The sequence below is a fragment of the Sphingobium lignivorans genome (assembly GCF_014203955.1).
Lineage (GTDB): Bacteria > Pseudomonadota > Alphaproteobacteria > Sphingomonadales > Sphingomonadaceae > Sphingobium > Sphingobium lignivorans.
In genome coordinates this window covers 317,413-342,459 of the sequence record NZ_JACHKA010000001.1, presented here as the reverse complement: position 1 = coordinate 342,459, position 25,047 = coordinate 317,413, and the positions used below count along the sequence as shown (strand labels likewise).

Sequence of the window (25,047 nt, the reverse complement as noted above, 5' to 3'; positions counted from 1 at the left end):
CCGGCAAGGCGGCCCTCACAGCCCGGCAAAGCGCTTGGCCAGGACGAGGCTGATCGTGCGTGGATTGGGCGGGTTGTTGTAGGGATCATAGCCGAGATAGCCGTTGCGGATGGTCGGCGGCCGCTGGTCGAAGACGTTCGCAGCGACAAGCTGGACTTCCGCGTCGGAGAGCGCGGGCGCCCGCGTGAGGCGGTCGAGATCGAGGCCCAGGAACAGGGATGCCGTCGTATAGGAGCCGACCTTCTCGGGCGTGACGTTCGGCCGGTTGTCGGTGAACCCGTCGACATAGTTGACGACCGTGCCCAGCGAGACGCCGCCGCGCCCCCATACCAGGCTGCCGTTCAGGCGCAGATCGGATGCCTGGGCATAGCCGTCCAGGCGGGAGACGGGCGCGCCGCTGCCGGCCTGCAGGTTGAGATTGAGGATATACTGGCCGGTGAGATGGAATTGCGCGGTGCCGCCGAGCAGCCTCGTGCTGTAGGCAAAGTCGAGGTCCAGCCCGTCCGTGAACTCGACCGCGAAGTTCTGCGGCCTGATGTCGATGATCACCTGCACTTGCGAGAGCAGGTCGGCCGGGATTTCGCTGGCCGCATTCCATGTCACCGTGCGGCCGCCGTTCACGAACGGCACATTGGCGGAGAACCAGCGGAAGGTGGTCGGGTTGTTCACGACGGCGCTGATCTGTGCTGCGCTGGGGTTGAGGATGTTGAACCCCTGCAGGTCCGGCAGCGTGGCGGCGTCGGTCTGCGAGGGCGTGACCACGCGGCCGTTGATCTTGATCCGGTAATAGCCGGCCTTGATCGAGAGGTCGGGAATGAAGGCGGGCGTGAGGTCGATGCCCGCGGTGAACGTGTCCGCCTTCTGTGTTTCCAGGCCGGGATTGGCGCCGGCGCGATAGATGGCGAGCGCATCGCCGGCCGGCAGGGCGCTGTTCTGGCTTCCCGCCGGCAGATAGGGGTAAGGCTGGCTCCAGAAGGAGACCTGCTCGGCGATGCCGATCGTGTCGCGGAAGCGCGGCACCAGGAACGAGCGTGCGTAGGTGCCGCGCAGCGCGATCGAGCGGTCGATCTGCCAGCGGACGCCGATCTTGGGGGCAAGGGCGGAATCGAATTCCACGTCCTCGTATCGCAGGGCCGCCGAAAGCGTGAGGCTCCGCACCAGCGGCACGGCCATGTCCGGGCTGACGAACGGGACGTTCACTTCGCCGAAGACGGAGCGGGCCGTGCGCTTGCCGCCTGCCCTGTGAAAGAAGATCGCGGCGTCCGTTTCGAGCGTCTCGTCGCGATACTGGGCGCCGCCCGCGACGATCAGGGGGCCGGCCGGGAGCGAGGCCAGCGCCGTCTGGCCAGTGACCTCGGCGACGAGCAGCGTGTTCTGGTGATTGTAACGGACGACGCGGCCGCTGCCATAAGTGAGGGCACTGCCCGAATCGGTCTCGCCATAGTCGAGATTCACGTCGATGGCGGTCTCGCCACCGCCATCCCAGTGCATGTTGCCGTTGATCGACCAGCCGGTCGTGCGGCTCTGATAGTCCCGGTTGCTGTTGGGCGTGTTCGGATAATCGAGCCGCGCACGGCGGTCCCGCTGGAAGCGCGATCCGTCGACCGAGAGCGTGACGTCGCCCACCTCCTGGCGCACCCCGGCATAGAAGCCGCTCAGGTCCTCCTGCGGCAGCTGGCTGATCTGGAGCGGCGTGGTGCCGGAGATGACCGGATCGGTGACGAACTCGTCACGGCGCTGATAGCTCGCAATGCCGTAAACGCTGCCGCTTCCCCAGCTGTGGCCGGCGAGGATGCTGCCGTCCCAGCTCGTGGCGCCGGTCTCGGTCATGACGCCGCCGCGCGCGCGCAGCTCCACGCCGTCGACGGCCTTGCGGGTGACGATGTTGACGACGCCGGCGACCGCGTCCGCGCCGTATGTTGCCGAGGCGCCGTCCGAAATGATGTCGATGCGCTCGATGAGCGCGGAAGGGATGACCGACACGGTGGAGGCCTCGACCATGCCCACGGACGCCATGCGTCGCCCGTTGACGAGCGTCAGCGTCGCGTCGGAGGCCAGGCCGCGCAGCGCGAAGGCGGCGAAGGCATCATATTGGTTGTAGGACGTGGCGGTGCTGAGCGACGTGCCGATGCTGGTCGCCGCCGTGCCGAAATCGCTGAGGTCCGAAGCGAAGTTCTGGGGGATGGTGAGGATATATTCGGACATCGAATTGGCGCCGGAGCGCACGACATCCGTCTTGTCATATGTGAACACGGGGCTGGCGATATATTCGCGCGGCAAGCCGCGGATCAGCGAACCGGTGACCACGATGGCCTCCTGCGAGCGCGAATCGCGCGCCGCCGGCGCCCCTGCCTCCTGCTCCGCAGGGACGTCCTGCGCCCATGCCGCCGAAAACGAAAAGAGCCCCGCGGCGATCACCGCCGTCCCTCGATAGATCATGATGCCCCCGATTGTTATAATATACCATATCATTCATAAGGCCGCCGCGAGGCCTGTCAACCGGCTGCCTCGGCCTCGATGCAGCAGGAAGCCGATAGTGTTTATGTGTCCTGATCTGTCCGGTAATTGCTCGGTCAGACGCGTGATTCCCGGCTCGGGAGCGCCCTTTTCCGGTGTTCGTGGGCGATCGCCATCTGTCAGGCGGGCGCGCGATGTCGCGCCGGCCCGCCGTGGCGCTCAGGGTGCGGCGCGAGCGAGGGCCAGCAGCGCTTCAGCGAAGGCCTGCGGCTTTTCGGCGGCGGGATCATGGCCCGTGCCTTCGACCGGCCATTCGCGCACCAGCCCGGGGAACTGGCCGGCGGCGCGCATGCCCCCCATCATGCCGCCGCCGCGCGTGAGGACGATGGCGGGGACCGGGACGGGCGGTGGCGGCAGCAGCGCGGCGTCCAGCGCGGCATAGCGGGGATCGCCCGGCGCCGCGCCGATGCGATGGGCATAGCTGTGCCAGCTCACGGCCGCGAAGTCGGGATTGTCGAAGGCGGGCGCAGTGCGATCGAACAGCGCCTCGTCCACCAGTCCCGGCGACCATTGCCGCCGCAAGTGCAGGCAGATGTCGCGCGGCGCCTCGGCAAGCGCTCGCCGCCCCCGCTCGGACGAGAGGAAATACTGGTGCCAGATCATGTGCTCCGTGGCGGCGGGCACGGGGCGCGTCGGATCGGAAAGGTCCTGCACCAGATAGCCGCCGACGACGAGCACGCCGCGCACGCGCTCGGGCCACAGCGCGCCCATGATGCAGGCCGCCCGGCCGCCCCAGTCGAAGCCCGCCACCAGCGCGCGATCGATCCCCATCGCATCGAGCAGCGCGCGCGCATCGTCGGCAATGGCGGTCTGCTGGCCCGAGCGCATCGTCTCCGCGCTGCGGAAGCGGGTGGGCCCGAAGCCGCGCAGCCAGGGCACCAGCACGCGCATGCCGGCCTGCGCCAGCAGCGCCGCCGCCGCATCGAATGAGCGCGGATCGAAAGGGAAGCCGTGCAGCAGCAGCACCGGCGGGCCGGACGGATCGCCCCAGGCATCGAGCGCGATGTCGAGCAGCTCCGTGGCGACGACCAGGCGCTCGGGCGTCATCTCAGGGATCGACCAGGATCATGCGCAGGTCATTGACGTTGGTGAGCGTGGGCCCCGGCACGAACAGCGCCCCGATCTCGCCCAGCGCGCTCCCCGCATCATTGTTCGCCTGGACGGTGGCCACGTCGATGTCGGCTTCCTCCAGATCGTCCAGCGTCTCGCCATCGACATAGGCGCCCGCGACATCGCGATTGCCGTCGACGCCGTCGGTATCGGCCGCGAGCGCGGCGACACCCGCCAGACCCTTGATCGCGACGGCCAGCGCCAGCGCATATTCCTGATTGGGCCCGCCGCAGCCCGATCCGGTGACCGTCACCGTCAGCTCGCCGCCGGAGATGAGGGCCGTGCGCTGCCCCCGGCTGCAGGAATCGACGGCGATCCGCGCGTGGCGCCGCGCGACGAGGCGTGCATCCCCGGTCGCTTCCTTCTCGATGATTTCGGGCGTGTAGCCATGCGCGCGCAGGAAATCCGCGGCGGCGGCGAGCGCGTCATCCGGGCGGACGACCACCGCGAACCGGCTGCGCGCGAGGCGCGGGTCGCCCGGCTTCACCGATTCGCTCCAGCCGCCCGGATCGGCAATGCCGTAGCGCGCGAGCACCGCCTGCGCGTCGGCGGTCGTGCCGGCGTCGCCCACGGTCGGGCCGGAGCCGATATCCTCGGGAATGTCGCCCACCACGTCCGAGACGGCGAGCGTGAGCACGTCCGCCGGGAAAGCGGCGGCGGCGAGGCGCCCGCCCTTGATGCGCGAGAGATGCCGCCGCACCAGATTGATCTCGCCGATCGATGCGCCGGAGCGGACCAGCGCGCGCGTCACGGCCTGCTTCGCCGCAAGGTCGAGCGGCGGCGCGGGCGCGGCGAGCAGGGCGGAGGCGCCGCCTGAGAGCAGCACGAGCACCAGATCGCCCTCCCCGGCGCTTTCCGCCAGCGCCAGGCATCGGGCCGCGGCCGCCTGCCCGGCGGCGTCGGGCACCGGATGGCTTGCCTCGACCAGTTCGATCCGCCGGAGCGGGCCGCCATAGCCGGTGCGCGTGACGGCAATGCCGGTCGCGTCCGGCCAGTGCGCCTCGATCGCCTGTGCCATGGGCACTGCGCCCTTCCCGGCGGCGATCACGATGACGCGCCCGGCTGGTTTGGGCGGCAGCGCGGCGATGATCGTCTCCGGACGCTTGCAGGCCGCGACGGCCGCATCATAGGCGCCTTCCAGCAGCGCCCGCTTGTGCATGGGGCCGTTCATCGGCCGGCGAGGAACGTCGCGATGTTCTCGCCGGTGCGCCGGGCGAGGTCCTGCACGGCCTGGGTGCTGAGCCAAGCGGCATGCGGCGTGACGATCACGTCGCTGCGGCGCGCGAGGCGCAGGATCGGGCTGCCCGGCGGCGGCGGCTCGACCGGCGCGACATCGATGCCCGCGCCGCCGATCCGCCCCGCCTCCAGCGCAGCTTCCAGCGCATCGAGATCGATGAGCGCGCCGCGCGCGGTGTTGATGATGAGCGCGCCCTGCTTCATCGTGGCGAGGCTGTCCGCGTTCAGCATGTGCCGGGTCTCGTCGGTCAGCGGGCAATGCAGGCTGATGATGTCGCTGGTCGCCAGCACCTCCTCGAAAGCCAGCCTGCCCTCCGCCGGGGCCTGCCCTTGGCGTCCGGCGAAGACGACCTCCATGCCGAGTGCTCGCGCGCGTTCGGCGACGGCCTGCGCGATGGCGCCGCTGCCGAACAGGCCGAGCCGCTGCCCCGCCAGATCCCGCACGGGCGCTGCGAACACGCAAAAGGCCTTGCCGCTCTCCCAGCGCCCGTCGATCACCGAATCGCGGAACGGCACGAGCCCGCGCGTCAGGGCGAAGATGAGCATGATGACATGCTCGGCCACCGAAGTGCCGGCATAGCCGACGACATTGCGCACTGCGATGCCCTGCGCCTGCGCGGCTGTGCTGTCGACCACGTCGGTGCCCGTCGCCGTGACGGCGATCAGTTTCAGGTCCGGCAGTTGCGCGAGCGTGGCCGCGTCCATGCGGACCTTGTTGATGACCGCGACCTGCGCGCCCTGCAGGCGCTGGACGACCTCGTCCGGCTCGCTGAACTCATGGGCGATCCACTCATGGGGGAAGTCCGGGCGCGGAATCTCGAAGCCGCCCATCGTCATCCTGTCGAGATGCACGATGCGGGGCAAACCGCCCGCAACCGTTCCCGCGCCGTCCGTCATTCCCGCATCCTCCCGCAGATCATTCGCTCTGCAACTATATGGGCTGTCAGGCGAAGTCCAGCACCGCCCGGGCCCGTTTCGCGCGCCCGGCCGACCCGGCCTTCAGCGTTCCGCGCCCTCGCAGAGCAGTCGCATCAGCTTGTCGGTAACGCCGTTCGCCCGATCGAGCTCATCGTCGCTGAGCGCGTCCAGCACGCTGGCGCGGAAGGCATTGGCGACTTGCATGATTTCCTTGAGCGCCTTCTCGCCATCGGCGGTCAGCTCGATGAGCTTGGTGCGGCGGTCATTGGGGTCCTGCCGCCGGACCACCAGCCCGTCCGCTTCGAGCGTGTCGAGCATCCGGGTCAGCGTCGGGCCTTCGATGCCGATGCGCTTGGCGATGGAGATCTGCGCGCTCGGCTCCTTGGAGCGGGCAATGGTGGACAGCGCTTCCATGCGCGCGGTGCCGTAGCCGAGCGGGCGAAGCTGCTCGTCCAGCAGGGCCCGGTAGCGCCGAGCGATCAGGATGATCCGGTAAGTGAAGCCATATTCCCGGTCGAGCCTGGTCGTACCGTCCAGTTTCGGCATCGCGTCCGGTTCCTCCAGGAGAGTCTCACCCGTCTCGTTCAATCTCGGCCCCTTCCATCCGGTGATCGCGGCTGGTTGGCCGTTCATCGACATCTTTGCCGGTCCCTGTCAACTGCCCTCATCACCCGGAACCGCGCGACCGCCCGGCTTCACGGCGCCTCTGCGGGCGGTGATTGCCAGTTGACGATGTCCGCGTCCCGGCGCAGAGGATCGCCGTTTGCCCACGGGCAACGGGAACGACAGAACAGTCAGGGAGTGATCAAGTGGGCAAGCTTCGTCGGCCAGGTCAGACCGACGCTGGACTCGCGTCCGGCGCAATCAGCATGGGACTGCTTCTCTTTCTCGCCGCCTGCGGCAGCCAGCCGGAACCGGCCGGCAATGCCGTGGCCGTGCCTGACGCCCCCGCAAACGAAGCGCTTGGGAATGTCGCTGGCGAGCCCGCACCTGCCAATGTGACGGAGCCCGAAGCTCAGCCGACTCCGGCCGCGACCGCCACGCCAACCGCTGCCGCCACGCCGGCCGCGACCGAGCCCGCGCCGGCTGCCCCGGTGGAGACCGCCGCTGGCGGAGACGCAGCCAATGGCGCGAAGCTCTATGCCCAGTGCAAGATCTGCCATGCGCTCGAACCGGGCAAGCACGGCCTCGGCCCCTCGCTGCATGGCGTGGTCGGGCGCAAGGCGGCAGCCCTGCCCGACTTCAATTATTCCCCGGCGATGAAGGCCAGCGGCAAGGTGTGGACCAACGCGGCCCTCTCCGATTATCTTCGCGCGCCGATGAAAGTGGTGCCCGGCACCAAGATGGCGTTCGCCGGCGTCGCCAATGACAAGAGCCGCGCCGACATCATCGCCTATCTCGATACGCTGAAATAAGGCACGGCAGGCGGCGCCCGGCGCGCCGCCGCCCTCGCTCGTGCTTCAGTCCTCAATGAGCCGTCCGGGCGCGTAGGCCGCGGCGTCGATCATCGCGACGGCGGGCGGAAGCGGCTGGCCAAGCGCCAGGGCGCCACCGATCAGGGCCGCGGCCGGCGCGGTCTGTATGCCGAAGCCGCCCTGCCCGGCAAACCAGAAGAAGCCCTCCGTGCGCGGATCGAAGCCATAGGCCGGCAGCCGGTCCGGCGCGAAGCTGCGCAGGCCGGCCCATTTGTGCTCGACCGCCGCGATCCGCCAGTCGACGACCGCGCAGAAGCGGTCGATCGCGATGGCGACATCCAGTTCCTCGGGCGCCACATCGCGCGGGACGTCCGGCGTCTCGTCATGCGGGGAGAGCCAGAGCCGGCCCGCGCCTTCCGACTTGAAGTAGAAGCCGCCGCCCAGATCCGCGATCAGCGGGAAATGCGCCGGCGCCTCGGGACAGCGAAGCTGCACGACCGTGCGGCGATAGGGCTTGATGGCCAGCGGCCCCAGTCCGGCGCGCCGGGCGACATCGTCCGCCCATGCCCCCGCCGCGTTGACGATCATGCCGCAGGCGATCGTTCCGCTGCTCGTCTCGACCTGCCATCCCCGCCCTTCCCGCCGCGCGGCCGCGAAGCGGGTCGAGAGCTGCACGCGGGTGCCCGCGCGAATCGCCGCGCGGCGATAGGCGCCGAGCAGGCCGGCAGCGTCGATGTCCCGGCAGGAGGGCTCGGCGACACCCACGACCCATGGCTCCCGCAGGCCTGGCAGGGCGCGGAGCATGGCGGCCCGGTCGACCCGCTCGAACGTCACGCCGCTCCCGGCGAAGGCCGCCAGCATGCCCTCGGCGAGCCCGTCATCATCGGCCTTGCCGATGTGGATGGCGCTGCGCGGGCCCAGGAAAGGGGTCTCGGAAAAAGCGGGGTCCGGCGCGCGCAGCAGCGGGCCGCTGGCGCTGGTGAGCGGCTGCACGCCCGGTCCGCCATAGCTCTCTTCCCAGAAGGCCACCGAGCGCCCGGAAGCGTGATAGCCCGGCTGCGACTCCTGCTCGATCAGGATGACGCCGGCATGCGGCGCCAGAGTCGCGGCCATGCTGAACCCGGCCATGCCTCCGCCGACGATGAGGATGTCGGTCGTCACCATGCGGACAGGACCGCGGGATCGGACGAGAGCGGGGAGAGCGCGGGGGCGGACATGAGCGGCTGGTTACGATTTGGTAAGGCGTAACGTCTAGGCATAATCCGGTATGTCGGGGGTGTGGGCTTCTTCTTTGCTGAGCGCGGCTCTGGCGCTGCTCCTGCTGTGGGGCGCGGCGACGGACCTGCGCAGCCGCATCATCTCCAATCGCCTCAATCTCGGCATCGCGCTGCTGGCGCCCCTCTGGTGGTGGGCCAATGGCCTTGCGCTCTATCCGGACGTGGTCCTCCAGATCGCTCTGGCGCTCACGGTGTTCGTGCTCTTCGCCGTCCTGTTCTCGCTCGGGATGATGGGCGGCGGCGACGTGAAGATGCTCGCCGCGATCGCGCTGTGGCTGCCGCTCCAGGCCATGTCTCTGCTCATCGTGGTGATGGCGCTGATCGGCGGTGTCGTGACGCTCGCGACGGTCGTCCATCATCGGATGAGCCGCAGGATCGGCCGGCCGGAAATCCCCTATGGCGTCGCCATCGCGCTCGCCGGGCTATGGGTAATGGGCGAACGCTATCTTAACCCTTTGACTTAATAATGAATGCGACCGGGACTCGTGGTCCCATCGATCGGAGGCGGTTGTCTACATGGAACCCAGGAAGATCGCGCTGCTGGCGGGTGCCCTCATCATTGCGGTGACGACGGCATTCCTCGCACGCTCCATGTTCAACGGAGGCGGCGGCGGCGGCGCACCCAGCGCGACGGCGGCCGCGATGCCCAATCCTGCCGACATGCCCCATGTGCTGGTCGCGACCAAGTCGCTGCCCGTCGGCACGATCATGGGTCCGGATGCCTATCGCTACCAGCCCTGGCCCAAAGAGCTGGTCGAGGAAGCCTATTATATCCAGGGCAAGGCCGACGAGGCGAAGCTGGCCGGCGCCGTGGTGCGCACGGCGATCGCCGCGGGCCAGCCCGTCACGCAGGGCTCGCTCATCAAGGCCGGCGACCGCGGCTTCCTTGCCGCCGCGCTCGGGCCGGGCATGCGTGCCGTGACCGTGCCGGTTTCCGTGCAGAGCAGCGTCGCGGGGTTCGTGTTCCCCGGCGACCGGGTGGATCTGGTGCTCACGCAGAGCGTCGTGGGTGGTGGCGAAGGCGAACCGCTCAAGGTCGCCGAGACGATCCTGCGCAATCTGCGCGTGCTCGCCACTGACCAGCGCACCAATGCCGTGGGCGAGGATGGCCAGCCGGTCGTCCAGACATTCTCCAACGTCACGCTCGAAGTCACCCCGCGCATGGCGGAGAAGATCAGCGTGGCCCAGACCGTCGGCACCATCACGCTCTCGCTGCGCTCGATCGCGGACAACAATCAGGAACTTGAGGAGGCGCTCGCCTCCGGGGACATCGATGCGTCCGGCGCGGGCGACGAGAAGGGCGAGAAGGCGATGATCGCCGCGCTGGCGCGCAGCCCGTCCGACCGCCGCTCGTCCTATTCCACCGGCGCGGATGTCTCGCGCTACCAGCGCAGCAGCGTGCCCGGCAAGCCCGTCGACCCCAATGCGCCGGCCGTGGTCGCCGCGGGCGGGGGCAGCGGCTCGGGGCCGGTCGTGCGCGTGGCGCGCGGCGGCAGCGTCACTACCGTCGAGGTCGGGAGCAAGTGAAGATGAGCCATGTCCTCCAGCCATCGCTGGCGCGCGTCGCGGCCGGCGCTCTCGCCGCCGCACTCGCCATCGCCTCCAGCGCCGCGCTTGCGCCGTCCGGGCTGCTCGCCGCCGGTGCCGCGCCGCAGGAAAACGGCGCCCTGCTGCTCGCCGTGGGCGAGAGCCGGGTGGTCAACCTGCCTGACAGCCTCACTGACGTGGTGATCGCCAATCCCAATGTGCTGGACGTCCATGTGCGCTCCCAGCGCCAGATCTACCTGATCGCCAAAGCGCCGGGCGAGACCAACATCTTCGTGACCTCGGGCAATGGCAAGATGCTCTATGCCAATGCAGTCCGCGTGGGCAACAACATCACCAGCATCGACCAGATGCTGCGCCTCGCCATGCCGGACGCCAATGTCCAGGTGAGCACGATGAACGGCCTGGTGCTGCTGACCGGCACGGTCGGCGCGCCGGAAGACGCAGCCGAGGTCGAGCGCCTCGTCCAGGCCTTCTCGGGCAAGGAGACCAATGTCGTCAGCCGCCTCAAGACCGCGACGCCACTGCAGGTCAACCTGCAGGTCCGCATCGCAGAGGTGAACAAGAGCCTTTCCAAGAATATCGGCTTCAACCTCGCCACCGCCGACGCAACCGGCGGCTTCAAGTTCGGGGTGGGGCAAGGCCGGGAATTCTATCCGCAATGGACCATGGGCGGCCCTCTGCTGGTCGGCAGTAAAGTGTCGGAAGGCGCGACGGCCGTGACGCCGGGCACCAGCGGCACGTCGCTGTTCGGCGAGGGCCGGTTGTTCGGCCTCGACGTGCTCGGCGCGCTCGACCTGGCGGAAACGCAGGGGCTGGCATCGACGCTGGCCAATCCCAACCTGACCGCGCTCTCGGGCGAGACGGCGAGCTTCCTGGCCGGTGGCGAAATTCCCATTCCGCTCTCGACGACGCTGGGACAGGTCTCGGTCGAGTACAAGCAATATGGCGTCAGCCTTGCCTTCACGCCGACCGTCCTTGCAGACGGCCGCATCTCGATGCGCGTCCGCCCGGAGGTCTCGCAACTCGACAATGGTTCGGCGGTGCGCCTCAACGGCTTCACCATCCCCGGCATCTCCACCCGCCGGGCGGAGACGACCGTGGAACTCGGCTCGGGCCAGAGCTTCATGATCGGCGGCCTGCTGTCCAGCTCCAGCGGCAACACCATCGAGAAGGCGCCGTTCCTCGGCGACCTGCCGATCATCGGCAACCTGTTCAAGTCGCAGGGCTATCGCCGCCAGGAGACGGAGCTGGTCATCGTCGTGACGCCGTATCTGGTGAAGCCGGTGGATGCGCGCCAGATCGTGCTGCCGACCGATGGCTATCGCAATGCCGACGACGGCCAGCGCATCCTCGGCGGCCAGATCCATGCCGGCGAGACCGGTGCCAGCCGGCCCGCGCCCAAGGCGGCGCAGCCGACCACCGTGACGCCGGACAAGGTCGGCAATGCCGCCCGGTCGAACAAGGGCCAGGCCGCGCCCGGTTTCAGCTTCTGACAAGGGAAGATACGCAGGATGGAAAAGACGAGCTTCTTCTTCAGGCCCGCCGCCCGTGCGCTGGCGCTCTGCCTTGTCATCGCGCCTGTGCTGGCGGCTGCGCCAGCGGTTGCCCGCAAGGCCGAGCGCGGCGTCGAATCGGCGCATCAGCCGGTGGTCGAGCGCACCGACTTCGTCTTCGACGTGACGGGCGAGAGCGACGGCACCCTGGGTTCGGCTGACCGCAGCCGACTCAATGCCTGGTTCAGCGCGCTGCGCCTCGGCTATGGCGATCATGTGTCGCTGGCCAGCGCCGGCGGTTCGCTCGCCCTGCGCGACGCGGTGGGCGAGGTCGTCGGGCGCTATGGGCTGCTGGTGGAAGGCGATGCGCCGGTCACGGCCGGAGAAGCGCCCGCTGGCGGCGTGCGCGTCGTGGTCAGCCGCTCCACGGCGAGCGTGCCGGGCTGCCCGAGCTGGCGGGACAAGGCGGAAGCCGATTTCGTCGGTGGCCTCAGCGACAATTATGGCTGCGCCGCGGCCTCCAATCTCGCCGCGATGGTGGCCGACCCGCGCGACCTCGTCGAGGGACGCGCCTCGGACATCGATCCCACCAACGGCGTGAGCGGCAAGGCGATCAAGGCCTATCAGGAAAAGGCGCCCACCGGCGCCGGCGGACTTCAGGCCATGTCGGCGGGAGGCAAGTGAGATGAACGCACCGTGGAAACCCGGCGGCCCCCATGGGCGCGACCCCTTTCATGCCTATGTGTGCGATGATCACAGCCTCGATCTCATTCGCGCCGTGGTCCAGGAACTGGGCTGGCCGGTCGAGAAGGTCTACAAGGGCGGCCTGCGCAATGCCGTGCAGTCGCTCTCCATGTCGGCGAGCCCGAATGTCCTGTTCGTCGACCTCTCCGAATCCGGCGATCCGCTGAACGACATCAACAGCCTTGCGGAAGTCTGCGAGCCCGGCACCGTGGTGATCGCGAGCGGGCAAGTGAACGACGTGCGCCTGTATCGCGATCTCATCGCGAGCGGCATCCAGGATTATCTGCTCAAGCCGCTGTCCGCCGACACGCTGCGCGATGCCCTGGCCGGCGCGCACGCCGTCTTCCTGGCGCCCAAGGCCGACATCGGCGATGACCGGCCGCACGTGCTGGTCAGCGTCATCGGCACCCGGGGCGGCGTGGGCGCCTCCACGATCGCGACCTCGCTCGCTTATCTCAGCAGCGCCAAGGGCAAGAGCCCCACCGCATTGCTCGACCTCGACGTGCATTTCGGCACCGGGGCGCTCGCGATGGATCTGGAGCCCGGCCGCGGCCTCACCGACGCAGTCGAGAATCCAAGCCGCATCGACGGGCTCTTCATCGAGCGCGCTATGGTGCGGGCCAGCGAGACGCTCGCGCTCCTCTCCGCCGAGGCGCCGATCAGCCAGCCGCTCATCACGGATGGCTCGGCCTATCATCAGCTGGAGGAAGAGCTTCGCAGCGCGTTCGAATGGACATTCGTGGACCTGCCGCGCTCGATGCTGATCCAGCATCCGCATCTGGTGCATGAATCGAACGTGGTGATCGTGGTGACGGAGTTCACGCTCGCATCCGCCCGCGATACGATCCGCATCCTCTCCTGGCTCAAGTCCAACGCGCCGCAAAGCCATGTGATGGTGGTCGCCAACAAGGCGCAGCCGGGCGTGGTGGAGATCGCGCGCAAGGATTTCGAACATTCGATCGAGCGGCCGATCGACCTTGTCCTGCCTTATGATTCCAAGGTCACCGCGCAGGCTGCCAAGCTGGGCAAGACGGTTGCTGAAAGCGGCCGCGCCAGCAAGCTCGGCCAGGGTCTCGCGCAACTCGGCAGGACGATCGCGACCAGCGGCGGTTCGGTCGATCCGGCGGAGCGCAAGGGCGCCGGCAAGGCAGCCGGGGGCTCGCTCATCAGCCGCCTGCTGGAAGGCAAGCTGCCCCGGCAGGGCAAGGCAAAGGGCCCAGCCAGTGCGGACCTGGTTTCGGGATGATGGATCGCGGCGGCGCTGACTTCGCGCCCGGTCATTGAACGGGATGATGATGGACGCACGGTTCCTCCTGCTGATCCTGCTCATGGTGGCGATGCTCGCCATGCTGTTCTTCGCCTTTTCCGGACCGTCGCCCGAGCGCGCGCGCGCGCGCCGCATGGCCGCGATCCGCGGGCGCCACACCGGCAATGACGGCAACCAGATCGAGGCGCGCATGCGCAAGGCGATCGCCTCCACCCAGCAGGAGAAGCACAAGCTCCTCACCTCGCTCGTCCCCCGGCCCGAGCAGCTGACCAAGCGGCTGGCCATGACCGGCCGGAAATGGACGCTCAGCCAGTATATGATGGTCTGCGTGGGGCTGGCCATCACGGTCTTCGCCTTGCTGCTGCTGCGCGGTTTTTCCTTCGTACCGGCCCTGCTGCTGGCAATGGCGACCGGTTTCGGCCTGCCGCACTGGGTGATCGGCAAGCTGATCGCGAAGCGGATCGACAAGTTCACCGCCAATTTCCCGGATGCGCTGGACCTGCTGGTGAGAGGCCTGCGCTCGGGCCTGCCGGTCAGCGAGACGATGACGGTGGTGAGCCAGGAAATTCCCGGACCCGTGGGCGAGGAATTCAAGATGATCACCGAGCGGATCAAGATCGGCAAGTCCATGGACCAGTCGCTGCAGGAGACCGCGGCGCGGCTCGGCACGCCGGAATTCCAGTTCTTCTGCATCACGCTCAACATCCAGCGGGAAACGGGCGGCAATCTCGCCGAGACGCTGGCCAATCTCGGCTCGGTTCTACGCCAGCGCGCGCAGATGAAGCTCAAGATCCGGGCGATGTCGTCCGAATCCAAGGCGTCGGCCTATATCATCGGCGCGCTGCCTTTCCTGGTGTTCGGCCTCATCAGCTGGATCAACTTCAAATATATGACGCCCTTCTTCAACGGCGATCCCGGCGGCCTCTTCGGGCTGAGCCTCATGCAACTCGTCGGGCTGGGCGGCATGTGCTGGATGGGCATCGGCGTGTTCATCATGTCCAAGATGATCAATTTCGAGATCTAGGGGAGCTCCAGGGACCATGTCATCCACCGGCGCCACCCTGATGGGACTGACCGCAGCCGATCTCGGCACGCTGCTCGCGGCGCTGGCGACGCTCGCCGTGCTCGTCGCGCTTTATGCCGCCTCGACGGTGCGCAACCCGATGAACCGGCGCGTGAAGGCGCTCAACGACCGGCGCGAGCAACTGAAGGCGGGCATCACTGCCTCGACCGGAAAGCGGCGCGCGAAGATCGTTCACCAGAACGACACGACGGACCGGATGCGCACCTTCCTGTCGTCGCTCAAGGTGCTGCAGGACGACCAGCTCAAGGTGGCGCAAGTGAAGCTGGCGCAGGCCGGCATCCGCTCCAAGGACTGGGCCATCGCCATCATCTTCGGCCGGCTCGTGCTGCCGATCGTGGTGGGCGGCATGGCGGCCCTGCTCATCTACGGGGTCGATCTCTGGCCCCACTGGGGCGCCATGAAGAAGTTCGGCGTGTTCGCGGGCGCGCTGCTCCTGAGCTACAAGGCGCCGGACCTTTATGTCGACAATATGGTCACCAAGCGCTCGCAGGCGATCCGCAAGGGCATACCCGATGCGCTGGACCTGCTCGTCATCTGCGCCGAGGCGGGGCTGACCGTGGACGCCGCCTTCGCGCGCGTCGCACGGGAACTGGGCGCCGCCTATCCCGAGCTGGGCGAGGAGTTCCAGCTCACCGCCATCGAGCTCTCCTTCCTGACCGAACGGCGCATGGCCTTCGAGAATCTGGCGACGCGCGTGAAGCTGGATGCGCTCAAGGGCGTGGTGACGACGATGATCCAGACCGAGAAATACGGCACGCCGCTGGCCTCCGCGCTGCGAATCCTCTCGGCCGAGTTCCGCCACGAGCGCATGATGCGCGCGGAAGAAAAAGCCGCGCGCCTGCCGGCGATCATGACCGTGCCACTCATCCTCTTCATCCTGCCGACACTGTTCGTGGTCATTCTGGGTCCGGCTGCCTGTTCGATCAGCGAAGCCTTCTGACGGGGCTTGCGATGCGAACGGGCCTGCGCCACTAGGCCACGAGAATTCCAGACGCCCGGAGGAGCGACAGCCTTGCCCAAGATCCAGCCCGTCACGCCCGTGATCCTCTCCGGCGGCTCGGGCACCCGGCTCTGGCCGGTCAGCCGAACCGCCCAGCCAAAGCAGTTCATCGGGCTCACCGCGCCGCAGACGATGTTCGAGCTGACGCTGGCGCGCGTCGCCGGGCTGGCCGATGCGCAGACGCCGCTCGTCGTGGCGAACGCGGCCCATGCCGACATCATCCGCGCCCAGGGCGGGCCGGACATCACCGTCATTCTCGAGCCCTGCGCGCGCAATACCGCGCCGGCCATCGCGCTTGCGGCAATGGCCCTGGAGGAACAGGACAGCGCCATGCTGGTGATGCCGAGCGATCACGTCATCACCGATGTCGCGGCTTTCCATGCCGCGATCGAGCGGGCACGGCCGCTCGTGGCCGAAGGCTGGCTCGTTACGTTCGGCATCGAGCCGGATGCGCCCGAGACGGGCTTCGGCTACATCGCGCTGGGCGAGGAGCTGGCTGAAGGCGTACGCAAGGTCTCCCGCTTCATCGAGAAACCGCCGCTGGACCGGGCCAAGACGATGCTCGCGCAGGGCGGCCATGTCTGGAATGCCGGCATCTTCCTGTTCAGCGCCCGTGCCTTCCTCGACGCGCTCGCGATCTATCAGCCCAACATGCTCGCCGCCGCCCGCCAGTCCATGGCGGAAGCCGAGCGGGACGGGAAGGTGATCCGCCCGTCCGAAGCGGCATTCGCGCTCTGCGCGTCCGATTCGATCGACTATGCGGTGATGGAGCGGGGCGAGAAGGTCGCCTGCGTACCGGTGGCCATGGGCTGGTCCGACGTGGGGAGCTGGGACGCGCTGTATGACCTCGCGGATCGCGATGCCGACGGCAATGCCGTGCAGGGCGCCGCGCAGGCGATCGAGGCCAATGGATGCCTGATCCGCAGCGACGGCCCGCATGTGACCGTCGTCGGCGGGCAGAATCTCATCGTCATCGCGACCGGAGACGAGATCCTCATCCTGCCGCGCGGCCGCTCACAGGAAGTGCGCAAGGCCGTGGCGGCAATGAAGCAGCGGAAGGGCGAGACATGACCGGCGGGCGGCACGGAAACGGCATGAACCGGCCACACTGGCTGGCTGCGCTTTCGATTCTGCTGTTCGTGATGGTCATCGTGCCGCTGATCGCGCGCTTCTATTGAACAAGGTTGACCGGGGAAGGCTGGCCCTTCCGCGGAGACAGGCGCCATGCCGATACACCGGCGCCATTGCGAGGGAGTTTCCATGACCGACAAGCCCACCATCCTGGTCACCGGCGGCGCCGGCTATATCGGCAGCCATGCCGTTCTGGCGCTGGTCGACGGCGGCTGGCCGGTGGTCGTGGTGGACAATCTCACCACGGGCTTCCGCTGGGCCGTCCATGAGAAGGCGGCCTTCGTCGAAGGCGATGTCGGCGACGTGGCGTTCATGGAGGATGTCCTGCGCACCCATGGCGTGCGGGGTATCATGCATTTCGCGGGCTCGATCATCGTGCCCGAATCCGTCGAAAACCCGCTCAAATATTATCGCAACAACACCGCCAACAGCCGCGCGCTGATCGAGGCGGCGGTGAACGCGGGCGTGCCCCATTTCATCTTCTCCTCGACGGCAGCGACCTATGGCGTGCCGGAGGAAAGCCCGGTGCGCGAGGACAGCCCGAAGCAGCCGATCAATCCCTATGGCATGTCCAAGCTGATGACCGAGATCATGCTGGGGGACGTGGCGGCGGCCCATCCGCTCAATTTCTGTGCGCTGCGCTATTTCAACGTGGCGGGCGCGGACCCGCAGGGGCGCTCGGGCCAGTCCACGGCCGGCGCCACACATCTCATCAAGGTCGCGGTGGAGGCAGCGCTGGGCAAGCGCAGCCATGTCGGCGTGTTCGGCACCGATTACCCGACGCCGGACGGGACGGGCGTGCGCGACTATATCCATGTCAGCGATCTCGCCGCCGCGCATGTGCTGGCGCTGGAAGCGCTGATGGCCGAGCCGGCGCGCAATCTCACCATGAACTGCGGCTATGGCCGGGGCTTCTCGGTGCTCGAAGTGCTCGACGCCGTGGACCGCGTCACCAACATGAAGGTCGAGCGCCGGATCGAGGGACGCCGGGCAGGCGATCCGCCGGCCCTCATTTCCGACAACAGCCGGATCAAGGCGACCCTGCCCTGGGTGCCCGCTTATGCAGACCTGCCGGTCATCGTCGAACATGCCCTCGCCTGGGAGCGCAAGCTGAGCGCGATCCGCGGCAGCTGATCGCGGATCCCGGGACGAGCGATAGAAGCGATAGAAGCGGGGGCACGTCCGAAAGGTCCGCCGCGAGCCATGCGCCCCAGCGCGCGGGCGGCCTTGTGGCCTCTTTCGCCGGCATTCTGCAGCAAACCGGGCCCGGTTCGGATAGTCGTTAGCCCGGCGGGCAAGATACTGTTCGTCTGCGGGAAAGTGACAGATTGCCGCCGCTTTACAGTCGCGATATTGCGTCCTCATGAGGACGCGGATCAAAGTGTGCTGCATCGCTTCGCCTGATGAGGCAAGCATCGCAATCGGAGGGGGTGCCGACGCGCTGGGACTGGTGGCGCGTATGCCTTCCGGGCCAGGTCCTATCGCTGACGCCATGATCGCCGAGATAACGGCGCTCGTTCCGCCACCTGTCGCCACCTTCCTGCTGACATCCGAGACGACGGCCGAAGCAATCTCCGCACATATACGAGCCACCAATCCGTCCACGGTTCAGGTTGTTTCGCACATCGATCGGGCGGAATCCCAGAAGCTGGCGGCGCTGGAACCGCATGTGCGTCGTGTTCAGGTCATCCATGTCGAAGGGCCGGAAGCTCTTGATCTGATCCCTGCCTATGCGCCGCACGTCCACGCTTTCCTGCTGGATTCGGGCAGGCCGAACGCCCCGGTCGCGGAGCTTGGCGGAACCGGCCGCGCCCATGATTGGGCCATCAGTGCGGCCTTCGTTCGAGCGACGGAGAGGCCGGTCTTCCTCGCGGGCGGTCTGTCCGCCGCGAACGTGGCCGACGCAATCAAGCAGGTTCGACCCTATGGGCTGGACCTGTGTTCCGGGGTGCGGACTGCCGGCCAGCTTGATCCCGAGAAGCTGGCAGCATTCGTGCTGGCCGTGGAGCAGACCGACGCTGAATTGGCATCCGCCACCCTGGTCGCCTGACGCAACCTCCTTTCCATTCCCGCTTCCCCCGGGGCAGGACACCCAGAACGCCGCGGCGGCCGGTCCGGACGCGAGGAGACAGCGGGATCACCGCCTCTTTCCCGTCATCCGATTGATAAGGTGGCAGGAAGCCCCGGGGCCTCCATTCAGATAGCGTCCCGCCGATGCCGCCCGAAATCGGGCGTGGAACGAGCCTCGGGCATGGAGCGGGAGCCAAGTGCCAGCTACTGCGTTGATGGCATCAGCCCCATGCCGGAGTTTCAACTTGCGCCCCTTCCATGTCCTGCCCGCCCTGCTCGCTGCTCTCGCCGCTCATTCCTTCCCCGCTTTCGCACAGACCACGGACGCCGCAGAGGCAGCCGAGGAGCGTGCGGCGGCCCGGGCCCGTGCGGGGGACCGGCTCACCGTCGGGCTCGGCGGCGCGCTGATCCCGGAATATGAGGGGGCGAGCGGATCGAGCCTCGTGCCGGTGCCCGGCGCGGTCGGCAAGGTTGGCGGGCTCAATTTCCTCTATGTCGGTAATCGGCTCAGCCTCGACCTCATCAACGATGGCGGATCGCGCTGGGATTTCCAGCTCGGCCCGGTCGCCACCGTCGGCTTCAATCGCGCGAGCGTGAAGAATATCGATGACGAGCGTATCCGTGCGCTCGGCAAGGTCGGCCATTCGGTCGAGCTGGGCGGCTTCGCGGGCATCGGCCGCTGGGGTCTCATCACCAGCAATTATGACCGGCTCTCGGCCACCGTCACTGTCCGCAAGGACGTCGCGGGCGCGCATGGCGGCACGATCATCACGCCCTCGCTGAGCTACATGACGCCGCTCAGCACGAAGAGCCTCGTCATCCTCGCCGCCTCGGCCAATCATGTGGATGATGATTATGCGCGCACCTTCTTCTCCATCACGCCGGAGCAGAGCGCCGCGAGCACCCTGCCCGTCCACAGCGCGGGCAGCGGCTGGAAGGACTGGACGCTCGCCGCTGCGGGCAATGTCTCACTGAGCGGCGATCTCTCGGGCGGTCTCTCGCTGGTCGGCGGGCTCGCTTACACCCGTCTGCTTGGCGACATCGCGGACAGCCCGGTCGTGCGCATCGCCGGATCGCGCGACCAGTGGATGGCGGGCTTGGGGCTGGCCTACACGTTTTGACGAAATGGCGGCGCGCCGGTACGCCGGTGCGCCATGGAACGTTGGACCCAAGCGCTTTTCACGCACTCATCGACCCGAGAGGCTATTCTCGAACACCGCTTTCTTGCGGCAATAGGGAGTCAGCTCTGGGAGGAAGGCGAATTCGACCTCGCTGTCTCGCATAGCGAGGTCGACAACGCAGGATACGATGTGATCATCGAAGCGCGAAGCGTTGTGAGGCACATTCAACTAAAGGCACTTCATTCGGCAGGGCGTGCGCGTAACTTTTCCATTCAAAAACGGCTAGAGGAGAAGTCTTCCGGCTGTGTCGTTCTTATCCGTCACGATCTCAGGACGCTGAAGATCACCGGATATGGCTTTTATGGAGGCCCGCCTTGCGAAAAAATGCCGCGATTGGATGGAAAGATCGCCAAGCACAGCAAGGCGGACGCAAACGGGAACAAGGCACAGCGCCCCGCCTTGCGTCTGCTGCCAGTTTCCAGCTTCCAGAGCGCGCCGGACGCACGGTCGTTGACCAAGTTACTCTTCGGCGAACCCGGTTTACAGCTTGGCCCCATCGGCAAAGCAGAGTAAGGATAGCCCTTCCCCGGGGAGCCTGCTGACTGGCTGAGAGGGATGGGTAGCGCCATCCGACCCGTCGAACCTGAACCGGCTCGTACCGGCGGAGGGAGTGGACCGCGCCGGATCACCGGTCATCCGTTCCTTCCCCGCCCGCGATCCGGCCGAGCGAGAGGCAAGGAGGCGGACAATGACCACGGCGACCAGCCTGACCCTGCATCTGGCGCAGGCAATCGGCCTCTACATGATCGTGGCGGGCCTTTCCGGCCTTGCGGCGCCGCAGCGCTGGCAGGCGATCGTTGACGATCTCGCGCGCTCGGCGGGACTGCAGATGGTGATGGGCGTCACTGTCTTCGCCATCGGCGCGGCGCTGGCCATCGCTCACAGCATCCTTGTCGATCCGCTGGCGATCATCGTCACGGTGGCCGGCTGGCTGGCGCTGCTGGAAGGCGCGCTGCTCATCGCCACACCCGGCCCGCTCATCCGCATCGGCCAGGCGTCGCTGCGCTTCACCCGCATCTGGGCCTTCGCGAGCATCGCGCTGGGTCTCTTCCTCGCGCTGGCCGGGCTCACGGGCCGGGCGGACGCCGCGCAATCCGTTTTCGTCTGAAGAAAGGCATTTCCCGCATGGCAGACATTCCCGCCAAGGCCGAGATCGGCGTCACCACTGGCCCCATCCGCGGCAGCCGCAAGATTCATGTCGCGGCGAAATCCGGCAGCGGCATCCGCGTGGCGATGCGCGAGATCGACCTGGAGCCTTCGTCGGGCGAGCCGCCGATCCGTGTCTATGACACCAGCGGCCCCTATACCGACCCGGCGGCGAGCATCGACATCATGGCCGGCCTGCCGGCGCTCCGTCGCGACTGGATTCTCGGCCGCGGCGATGTGGAGGCCTATGACGGCCGCGCGATGAAGCCGGAGGACAATGGCCAGCTCGGGCCCGATCGCTCCGGCGGCGTGCGCCCCTTCCCCAATGTCGTGAAACGCCCCCTGCGCGCGAAGCCGGGCGCAAACGTCTCCCAGATGCATTATGCCCGCCGCGGCATCATCACGCCGGAGATGGAATATGTCGCCGAGCGCGAGAATCTCGGTCGCGAGCGCCTCGCCGAATATGTGCGCGACGGGCAGGACTGGGGCGCCGAGATCCCCGATTACGTCACCCCCGAGTTCGTGCGGGACGAGGTCGCGCGCGGCCGCGCCATCATCCCCAGCAACATCAATCACCCGGAATCCGAGCCGATGGCGATCGGCCGCAATTTCCTGGTGAAGATCAACGCGAACATCGGCAACAGCGCCGTGGCCAGCGATGTCGCCAACGAAGTCGACAAGATGGTCTGGTCGATCCGCTGGGGCGCGGACACGGTCATGGACCTCTCCACCGGCCGCAACATCCATGACACGCGCGAATGGATCATCCGCAATTCCCCCGTCCCCATCGGCACAGTGCCCATCTATCAGGCGCTGGAGAAGGTCGGCGGCATTGCCGAGGAACTGAGCTGGGAGATCTTCCGCGATACGCTCATCGAGCAGGCCGAGCAGGGCGTCGATTATTTCACCATCCACGCGGGTGTGCGCCTGCCCTACATCCCGCTGACCGCCAAGCGCGTCACCGGCATCGTCTCGCGCGGCGGCTCGATCATGGCGAAATGGTGCCTCGCGCATCACAAGGAGAGCTTCCTCTACGAGCATTTCGACGAGATCACGGAGATCATGAAGGCCTATGACATCGCCTATTCGCTCGGCGACGGCCTGCGCCCCGGCGCCATTGCCGACGCGAATGACGAGGCCCAGTTCGCCGAGCTCTACACGCTGGGTGAGCTGACCAAGCGCGCCTGGGAGCAGGACGTGCAGGTGATGATCGAGGGCCCGGGCCATGTGCCCATGCACAAGATCAAGCAGAATATGGACAAGCAGCTCGAAGCCTGCGGCGAGGCGCCCTTCTACACATTGGGCCCGCTCACCACGGACATCGCGCCGGGCTATGACCACATCACCAGCGGCATCGGCGCCGCGATGATCGGCTGGTACGGCACGGCGATGCTCTGCTACGTCACCCCCAAGGAGCATCTTGGCCTGCCCGACCGGGACGACGTGAAAGTCGGCGTCGTCACCTACAAGCTCGCCGCCCATGCCGCCGATCTCGCCAAGGGCCACCCGGCCGCCAAGGTCCGCGACGACGCGCTGTCACGCGCCCGCTTCGAGTTCCGCTGGCGCGACCAGTTCAACCTGTCGCTCGATCCCGATACCGCCGAGCAATATCACGACCAGACCCTGCCCGCCGAAGGCGCCAAGACGGCGCATTTCTGCTCCATGTGCGGGCCCAAGTTCTGCTCGATGAAGATCACGCAGGAAGTGCGGGAATTTGCAGCGAAGCAGAATCAGGAGAGCACCGGGTTCATTGCGGCGGAGGAAGCCGAGAAGGGGATGGCGGAGATGGCGCAACGCTACAACGAGGGCGGGCGTGAACTTTACATCGGCGCCGGCGACCGCGAGCACGACTGACGCTCACCGAAGTGATATGCAGGTCGCGCGGGAAGGAGGCTCAGCTCGCCTTCTCGCGCAACTTGCGGATGGTTGCACCGATTTCCGCCGGCGTGTCGCCGCTGGCGATCTCCACATAGCCAATGCCTGCCCGGCGGAGCGCCTCTCGCTTCACGGCGTCGCGCGCTGCCGCGCTGCCTTGATGATGACCTGTACCCTGAAACTCGATGGCGTGCAGCGGCCGGGAGGCCGCGTCGACAAGCAGAAAGTCGACCCGTTTTGAATTGATGGCCAGAAAGGCCTCGCGGTCCTCGCTCGCCAGAATCTCGCCGAGCGAGACCTGCGCCATTGCTCGCCAATCCGGCGCTTCACGCGCCAGCGTCCGGTCGAGATGGGCAAGCAGACGTTGCTCCGGCTTGTTGAGCAGCGGCCTTGCGCGAAATTGTGCGCCCAGAACGATGCGCAGCTGATCGGATGCGTCCGGGAACCGTCGAGCAGAAGGCGCTCCCTTGAGAGCCGCAATCTCGGCGCCGAGCGCACCGTTGCCGGAATTTCTGGCCCTGAACTTGCTCCTGTTCCTAGTCGGCCACCAAGCCTTGCGCCTGGTCTTGTTGGCCTTTTCGGCAAGCCGCTCCGTCAGCATGCCCAGTCCCGCACCGACGGCCAGAACGGCCAGCAGCAGCCAGGGCTTGTCGATCAAGGCGATGATCTCGTGCGGCATCGAAAGCTCCGAAATACCGAGACCTGCACGGGTCCGGACAGGCTGCCGGAGTCTAAGCTGGAAAATGATAGTGACGGGTTAATGCGTTTATGCACTCTGATCCGGTCCATCCAGACAGACTATGTGGACGCCTCTCTTTAAAGGTGTCACCCGGAGCACCGCCCTTTCAGAAAGACGTGTTAATATATTCCCGTTTCCTTAACACGTCTTTTTGATATGTTCGTTCTGCGCGAACCCCTCAACATGACCAGGATGATATGGCGCTCAAGCCCACCTATACTATCCCAGCCCTGCCGCCTTCCGGCGCCATTGAGACCCATGCCGTGCTGCGGGAAGCGGCAAGGGCCCATCGTTATCTTGCTGAGCTCAAGGGCCGGGCAGCCGCCATTCCCAATCAAGGCATATTGATCGATACGCTCTCGCTTCAGGAGGCCAAGGCGAGTTCCGAGATCGAGAATATTGTCACCACTCAGGACGAAATGTTTCAGGCCAGCCTGTTCCCGGATCATCCCGGGTCTCCGGCCGCCAAGGAAGTCGCCCTCTATCGTGATGCGTTGCGCTGCGGTTTCGACAGGCTGAGGGAGCAGCAGGGCATCCTCAGCAACAACGCTATAATCGCCATGTTCCGGGTGCTCAAGCGTACGACAGGAGGCTTCCGGAACGCGCCCGGCACGGCTCTGCTCAACGAGGCAAGCGGCCACATCGTCTATGTTCCGCCGCAGGATGGCACAGATGTCGTTCGCCAGATGACCGAGCTTGAGCGCTTCATAAACGATGACGACCAAAGCGACCTCGACCCGCTGGTGAAGATGGCTATCATCCATCATCAGTTCGAAAGCATTCACCCCTTTCCGGACGGAAACGGTCGCATCGGGCGCATCATCAATGTCCTTTATCTGACCCGTCAGGGCCTGCTCGACATTCCCATTCTCTATCTCAGCCGAGCGATCACCGCCCGAAAAGCAGACTATTATCGCCTGCTCCAAACCGTGCGCGAAACCGGTGAATGGGAAGAATGGCTGATCTACATGCTGCGCGCTGTCGGCGATACAGCCCGGGAGACGCTGGACCTGATCGAAGGCATTCGCGGCCTCATGGCCGACTACAAGAACCGCCTGAGGACGGATCATCCCCGCATCTATTCGCAGGATCTTCTGAACAACCTTTTCCGTCACCCCTACACGCGAATCGAATATGTTCAGCAAGACCTGAACGTCACCAGACAGACCGCCGCTCGCTATCTCGATCAGCTTGCGGAGGCCGGGCTGTTGATCAAGCATCAGTCAGGGCGCAACAATTACTATATCAATACCCCATTGGTGGCTTTGTTCTCTGATGAGGAACGATCAATCTGAT

At 66.8% G+C, this 25,047-nt stretch carries 23 protein-coding genes and 1 riboswitch; of the genes, 16 read left to right on the top strand and 7 right to left on the bottom strand.

Features of this window, described 5'->3' with window-relative positions:
- Window positions 1-15: 15 nt before the first annotated feature.
- From HNP60_RS01635 to HNP60_RS01615, 5 genes are all read right to left on the bottom strand, one after another.
- Window positions 16-2,439, bottom strand: coding sequence for a TonB-dependent receptor plug domain-containing protein (locus HNP60_RS01635; protein WP_184149389.1), 2,424 nt, complete (start codon window positions 2,437-2,439; stop codon window positions 16-18).
- A gap of 237 nt (window positions 2,440-2,676) precedes the next feature.
- Complete coding sequence (locus HNP60_RS01630) at window positions 2,677-3,564, bottom strand: alpha/beta fold hydrolase (protein WP_184149386.1); 888 nt, start codon at window positions 3,562-3,564, stop codon at window positions 2,677-2,679.
- 1 nt (window position 3,565) lies between these two features.
- Complete coding sequence (locus HNP60_RS01625) at window positions 3,566-4,798, bottom strand: glycerate kinase type-2 family protein (RefSeq protein ID WP_184149383.1); 1,233 nt, start codon at window positions 4,796-4,798, stop codon at window positions 3,566-3,568.
- Window positions 4,795-5,760, bottom strand: a complete 966-nt coding sequence (locus HNP60_RS01620) for an NAD(P)-dependent oxidoreductase (protein ID WP_184149380.1) — start codon at window positions 5,758-5,760, stop codon at window positions 4,795-4,797. The genes HNP60_RS01625 and HNP60_RS01620 overlap by 4 nt, the downstream gene beginning before the upstream one ends.
- A gap of 102 nt (window positions 5,761-5,862) precedes the next feature.
- Window positions 5,863-6,414, bottom strand: a complete 552-nt coding sequence (locus HNP60_RS01615) for a MarR family winged helix-turn-helix transcriptional regulator (protein ID WP_184149376.1) — start codon at window positions 6,412-6,414, stop codon at window positions 5,863-5,865.
- 236 nt (window positions 6,415-6,650) lie between these two features.
- Between HNP60_RS01615 and HNP60_RS01610 the strand changes: the two genes are divergently transcribed.
- Window positions 6,651-7,196, top strand: a complete 546-nt coding sequence (locus tag HNP60_RS01610; RefSeq protein ID WP_184149373.1) for a c-type cytochrome — start codon at window positions 6,651-6,653, stop codon at window positions 7,194-7,196.
- 45 nt (window positions 7,197-7,241) lie between these two features.
- Here the strand turns inward: HNP60_RS01610 and HNP60_RS01605 are convergent, their stop codons facing one another.
- A complete protein-coding gene (locus tag HNP60_RS01605) occupies window positions 7,242-8,360 on the bottom strand; it encodes an NAD(P)/FAD-dependent oxidoreductase (RefSeq protein WP_184149370.1) in 1,119 nt (372 codons plus the stop codon).
- Between the two features lie 103 nt (window positions 8,361-8,463).
- Here HNP60_RS01605 and HNP60_RS01600 point away from each other — a divergent pair, with 103 nt between their 5' ends.
- The 14 genes from HNP60_RS01600 to thiC all read left to right on the top strand — a co-directional run bounded on the left by HNP60_RS01600 (window position 8,464) and on the right by thiC (window position 22,991).
- Window positions 8,464-8,937, top strand: coding sequence for an A24 family peptidase (locus HNP60_RS01600; protein WP_184149367.1), 474 nt, complete (start codon window positions 8,464-8,466; stop codon window positions 8,935-8,937).
- Window positions 8,938-8,989: 52 nt separating this feature from the next.
- Entirely contained in the window at window positions 8,990-10,000 is a 1,011-nt protein-coding gene (gene cpaB, locus HNP60_RS01595; RefSeq protein ID WP_184149364.1) for a Flp pilus assembly protein CpaB, read from the top strand.
- Window positions 10,001-10,002: 2 nt separating this feature from the next.
- Window positions 10,003-11,514 (top strand): type II and III secretion system protein family protein, encoded by a 1,512-nt coding sequence (locus HNP60_RS01590; RefSeq protein ID WP_184149361.1) that lies wholly within the window; start codon window positions 10,003-10,005, stop codon window positions 11,512-11,514.
- 18 nt (window positions 11,515-11,532) lie between these two features.
- A complete protein-coding gene (locus HNP60_RS01585) occupies window positions 11,533-12,198 on the top strand; it encodes a CpaD family pilus assembly protein (RefSeq protein WP_184149358.1) in 666 nt (221 codons plus the stop codon).
- Between the two features lies 1 nt (window position 12,199).
- On the top strand, window positions 12,200-13,504 hold the full coding sequence (locus HNP60_RS01580) for a pilus assembly protein CpaE (RefSeq protein WP_184149355.1): 1,305 nt from the start codon (window positions 12,200-12,202) through the stop codon (window positions 13,502-13,504).
- A gap of 49 nt (window positions 13,505-13,553) precedes the next feature.
- The gene (locus tag HNP60_RS01575; protein WP_184149352.1) at window positions 13,554-14,549 is read left to right on the top strand and encodes a type II secretion system F family protein; all 996 of its coding nucleotides are present in this window, start codon (window positions 13,554-13,556) and stop codon (window positions 14,547-14,549) included.
- 16 nt (window positions 14,550-14,565) lie between these two features.
- Complete coding sequence (locus HNP60_RS01570) at window positions 14,566-15,549, top strand: type II secretion system F family protein (RefSeq protein ID WP_184149349.1); 984 nt, start codon at window positions 14,566-14,568, stop codon at window positions 15,547-15,549.
- A gap of 72 nt (window positions 15,550-15,621) precedes the next feature.
- Window positions 15,622-16,680, top strand: a complete 1,059-nt coding sequence (locus HNP60_RS01565; RefSeq protein ID WP_014074679.1) for a mannose-1-phosphate guanylyltransferase/mannose-6-phosphate isomerase — start codon at window positions 15,622-15,624, stop codon at window positions 16,678-16,680.
- A gap of 189 nt (window positions 16,681-16,869) precedes the next feature.
- A complete protein-coding gene (galE, locus tag HNP60_RS01560) occupies window positions 16,870-17,874 on the top strand; it encodes a UDP-glucose 4-epimerase GalE (RefSeq protein ID WP_014074678.1) in 1,005 nt (334 codons plus the stop codon).
- A 229-nt stretch (window positions 17,875-18,103) separates the two neighbouring features.
- On the top strand, window positions 18,104-18,790 hold the full coding sequence (locus HNP60_RS01555) for a phosphoribosylanthranilate isomerase (RefSeq protein ID WP_184149346.1): 687 nt from the start codon (window positions 18,104-18,106) through the stop codon (window positions 18,788-18,790).
- Between the two features lie 265 nt (window positions 18,791-19,055).
- Entirely contained in the window at window positions 19,056-19,931 is an 876-nt protein-coding gene (locus HNP60_RS01550; RefSeq protein WP_184149343.1) for a MipA/OmpV family protein, read from the top strand.
- Window positions 19,932-19,964: 33 nt separating this feature from the next.
- Complete coding sequence (locus HNP60_RS01545; protein ID WP_184149340.1) at window positions 19,965-20,504, top strand: hypothetical protein; 540 nt, start codon at window positions 19,965-19,967, stop codon at window positions 20,502-20,504.
- Window positions 20,505-20,508: 4 nt separating this feature from the next.
- Window positions 20,509-20,618: riboswitch (TPP riboswitch) on the top strand.
- Window positions 20,619-20,679: 61 nt separating this feature from the next.
- Complete coding sequence (locus HNP60_RS01540; RefSeq protein ID WP_184149337.1) at window positions 20,680-21,099, top strand: DUF2065 domain-containing protein; 420 nt, start codon at window positions 20,680-20,682, stop codon at window positions 21,097-21,099.
- Between the two features lie 17 nt (window positions 21,100-21,116).
- Window positions 21,117-22,991 (top strand): phosphomethylpyrimidine synthase ThiC, encoded by a 1,875-nt coding sequence (gene thiC, locus HNP60_RS01535; RefSeq protein ID WP_184149334.1) that lies wholly within the window; start codon window positions 21,117-21,119, stop codon window positions 22,989-22,991.
- Window positions 22,992-23,031: 40 nt separating this feature from the next.
- Here thiC and HNP60_RS01530 read toward each other — a convergent pair whose 3' ends face one another.
- Window positions 23,032-23,691 (bottom strand): DUF2726 domain-containing protein, encoded by a 660-nt coding sequence (locus HNP60_RS01530; RefSeq protein ID WP_184149332.1) that lies wholly within the window; start codon window positions 23,689-23,691, stop codon window positions 23,032-23,034.
- Between the two features lie 257 nt (window positions 23,692-23,948).
- Between HNP60_RS01530 and HNP60_RS01525 the strand changes: the two genes are divergently transcribed.
- Complete coding sequence (locus HNP60_RS01525) at window positions 23,949-25,046, top strand: Fic family protein (RefSeq protein WP_184149329.1); 1,098 nt, start codon at window positions 23,949-23,951, stop codon at window positions 25,044-25,046.
- Window position 25,047: the final 1 nt, after the last annotated feature.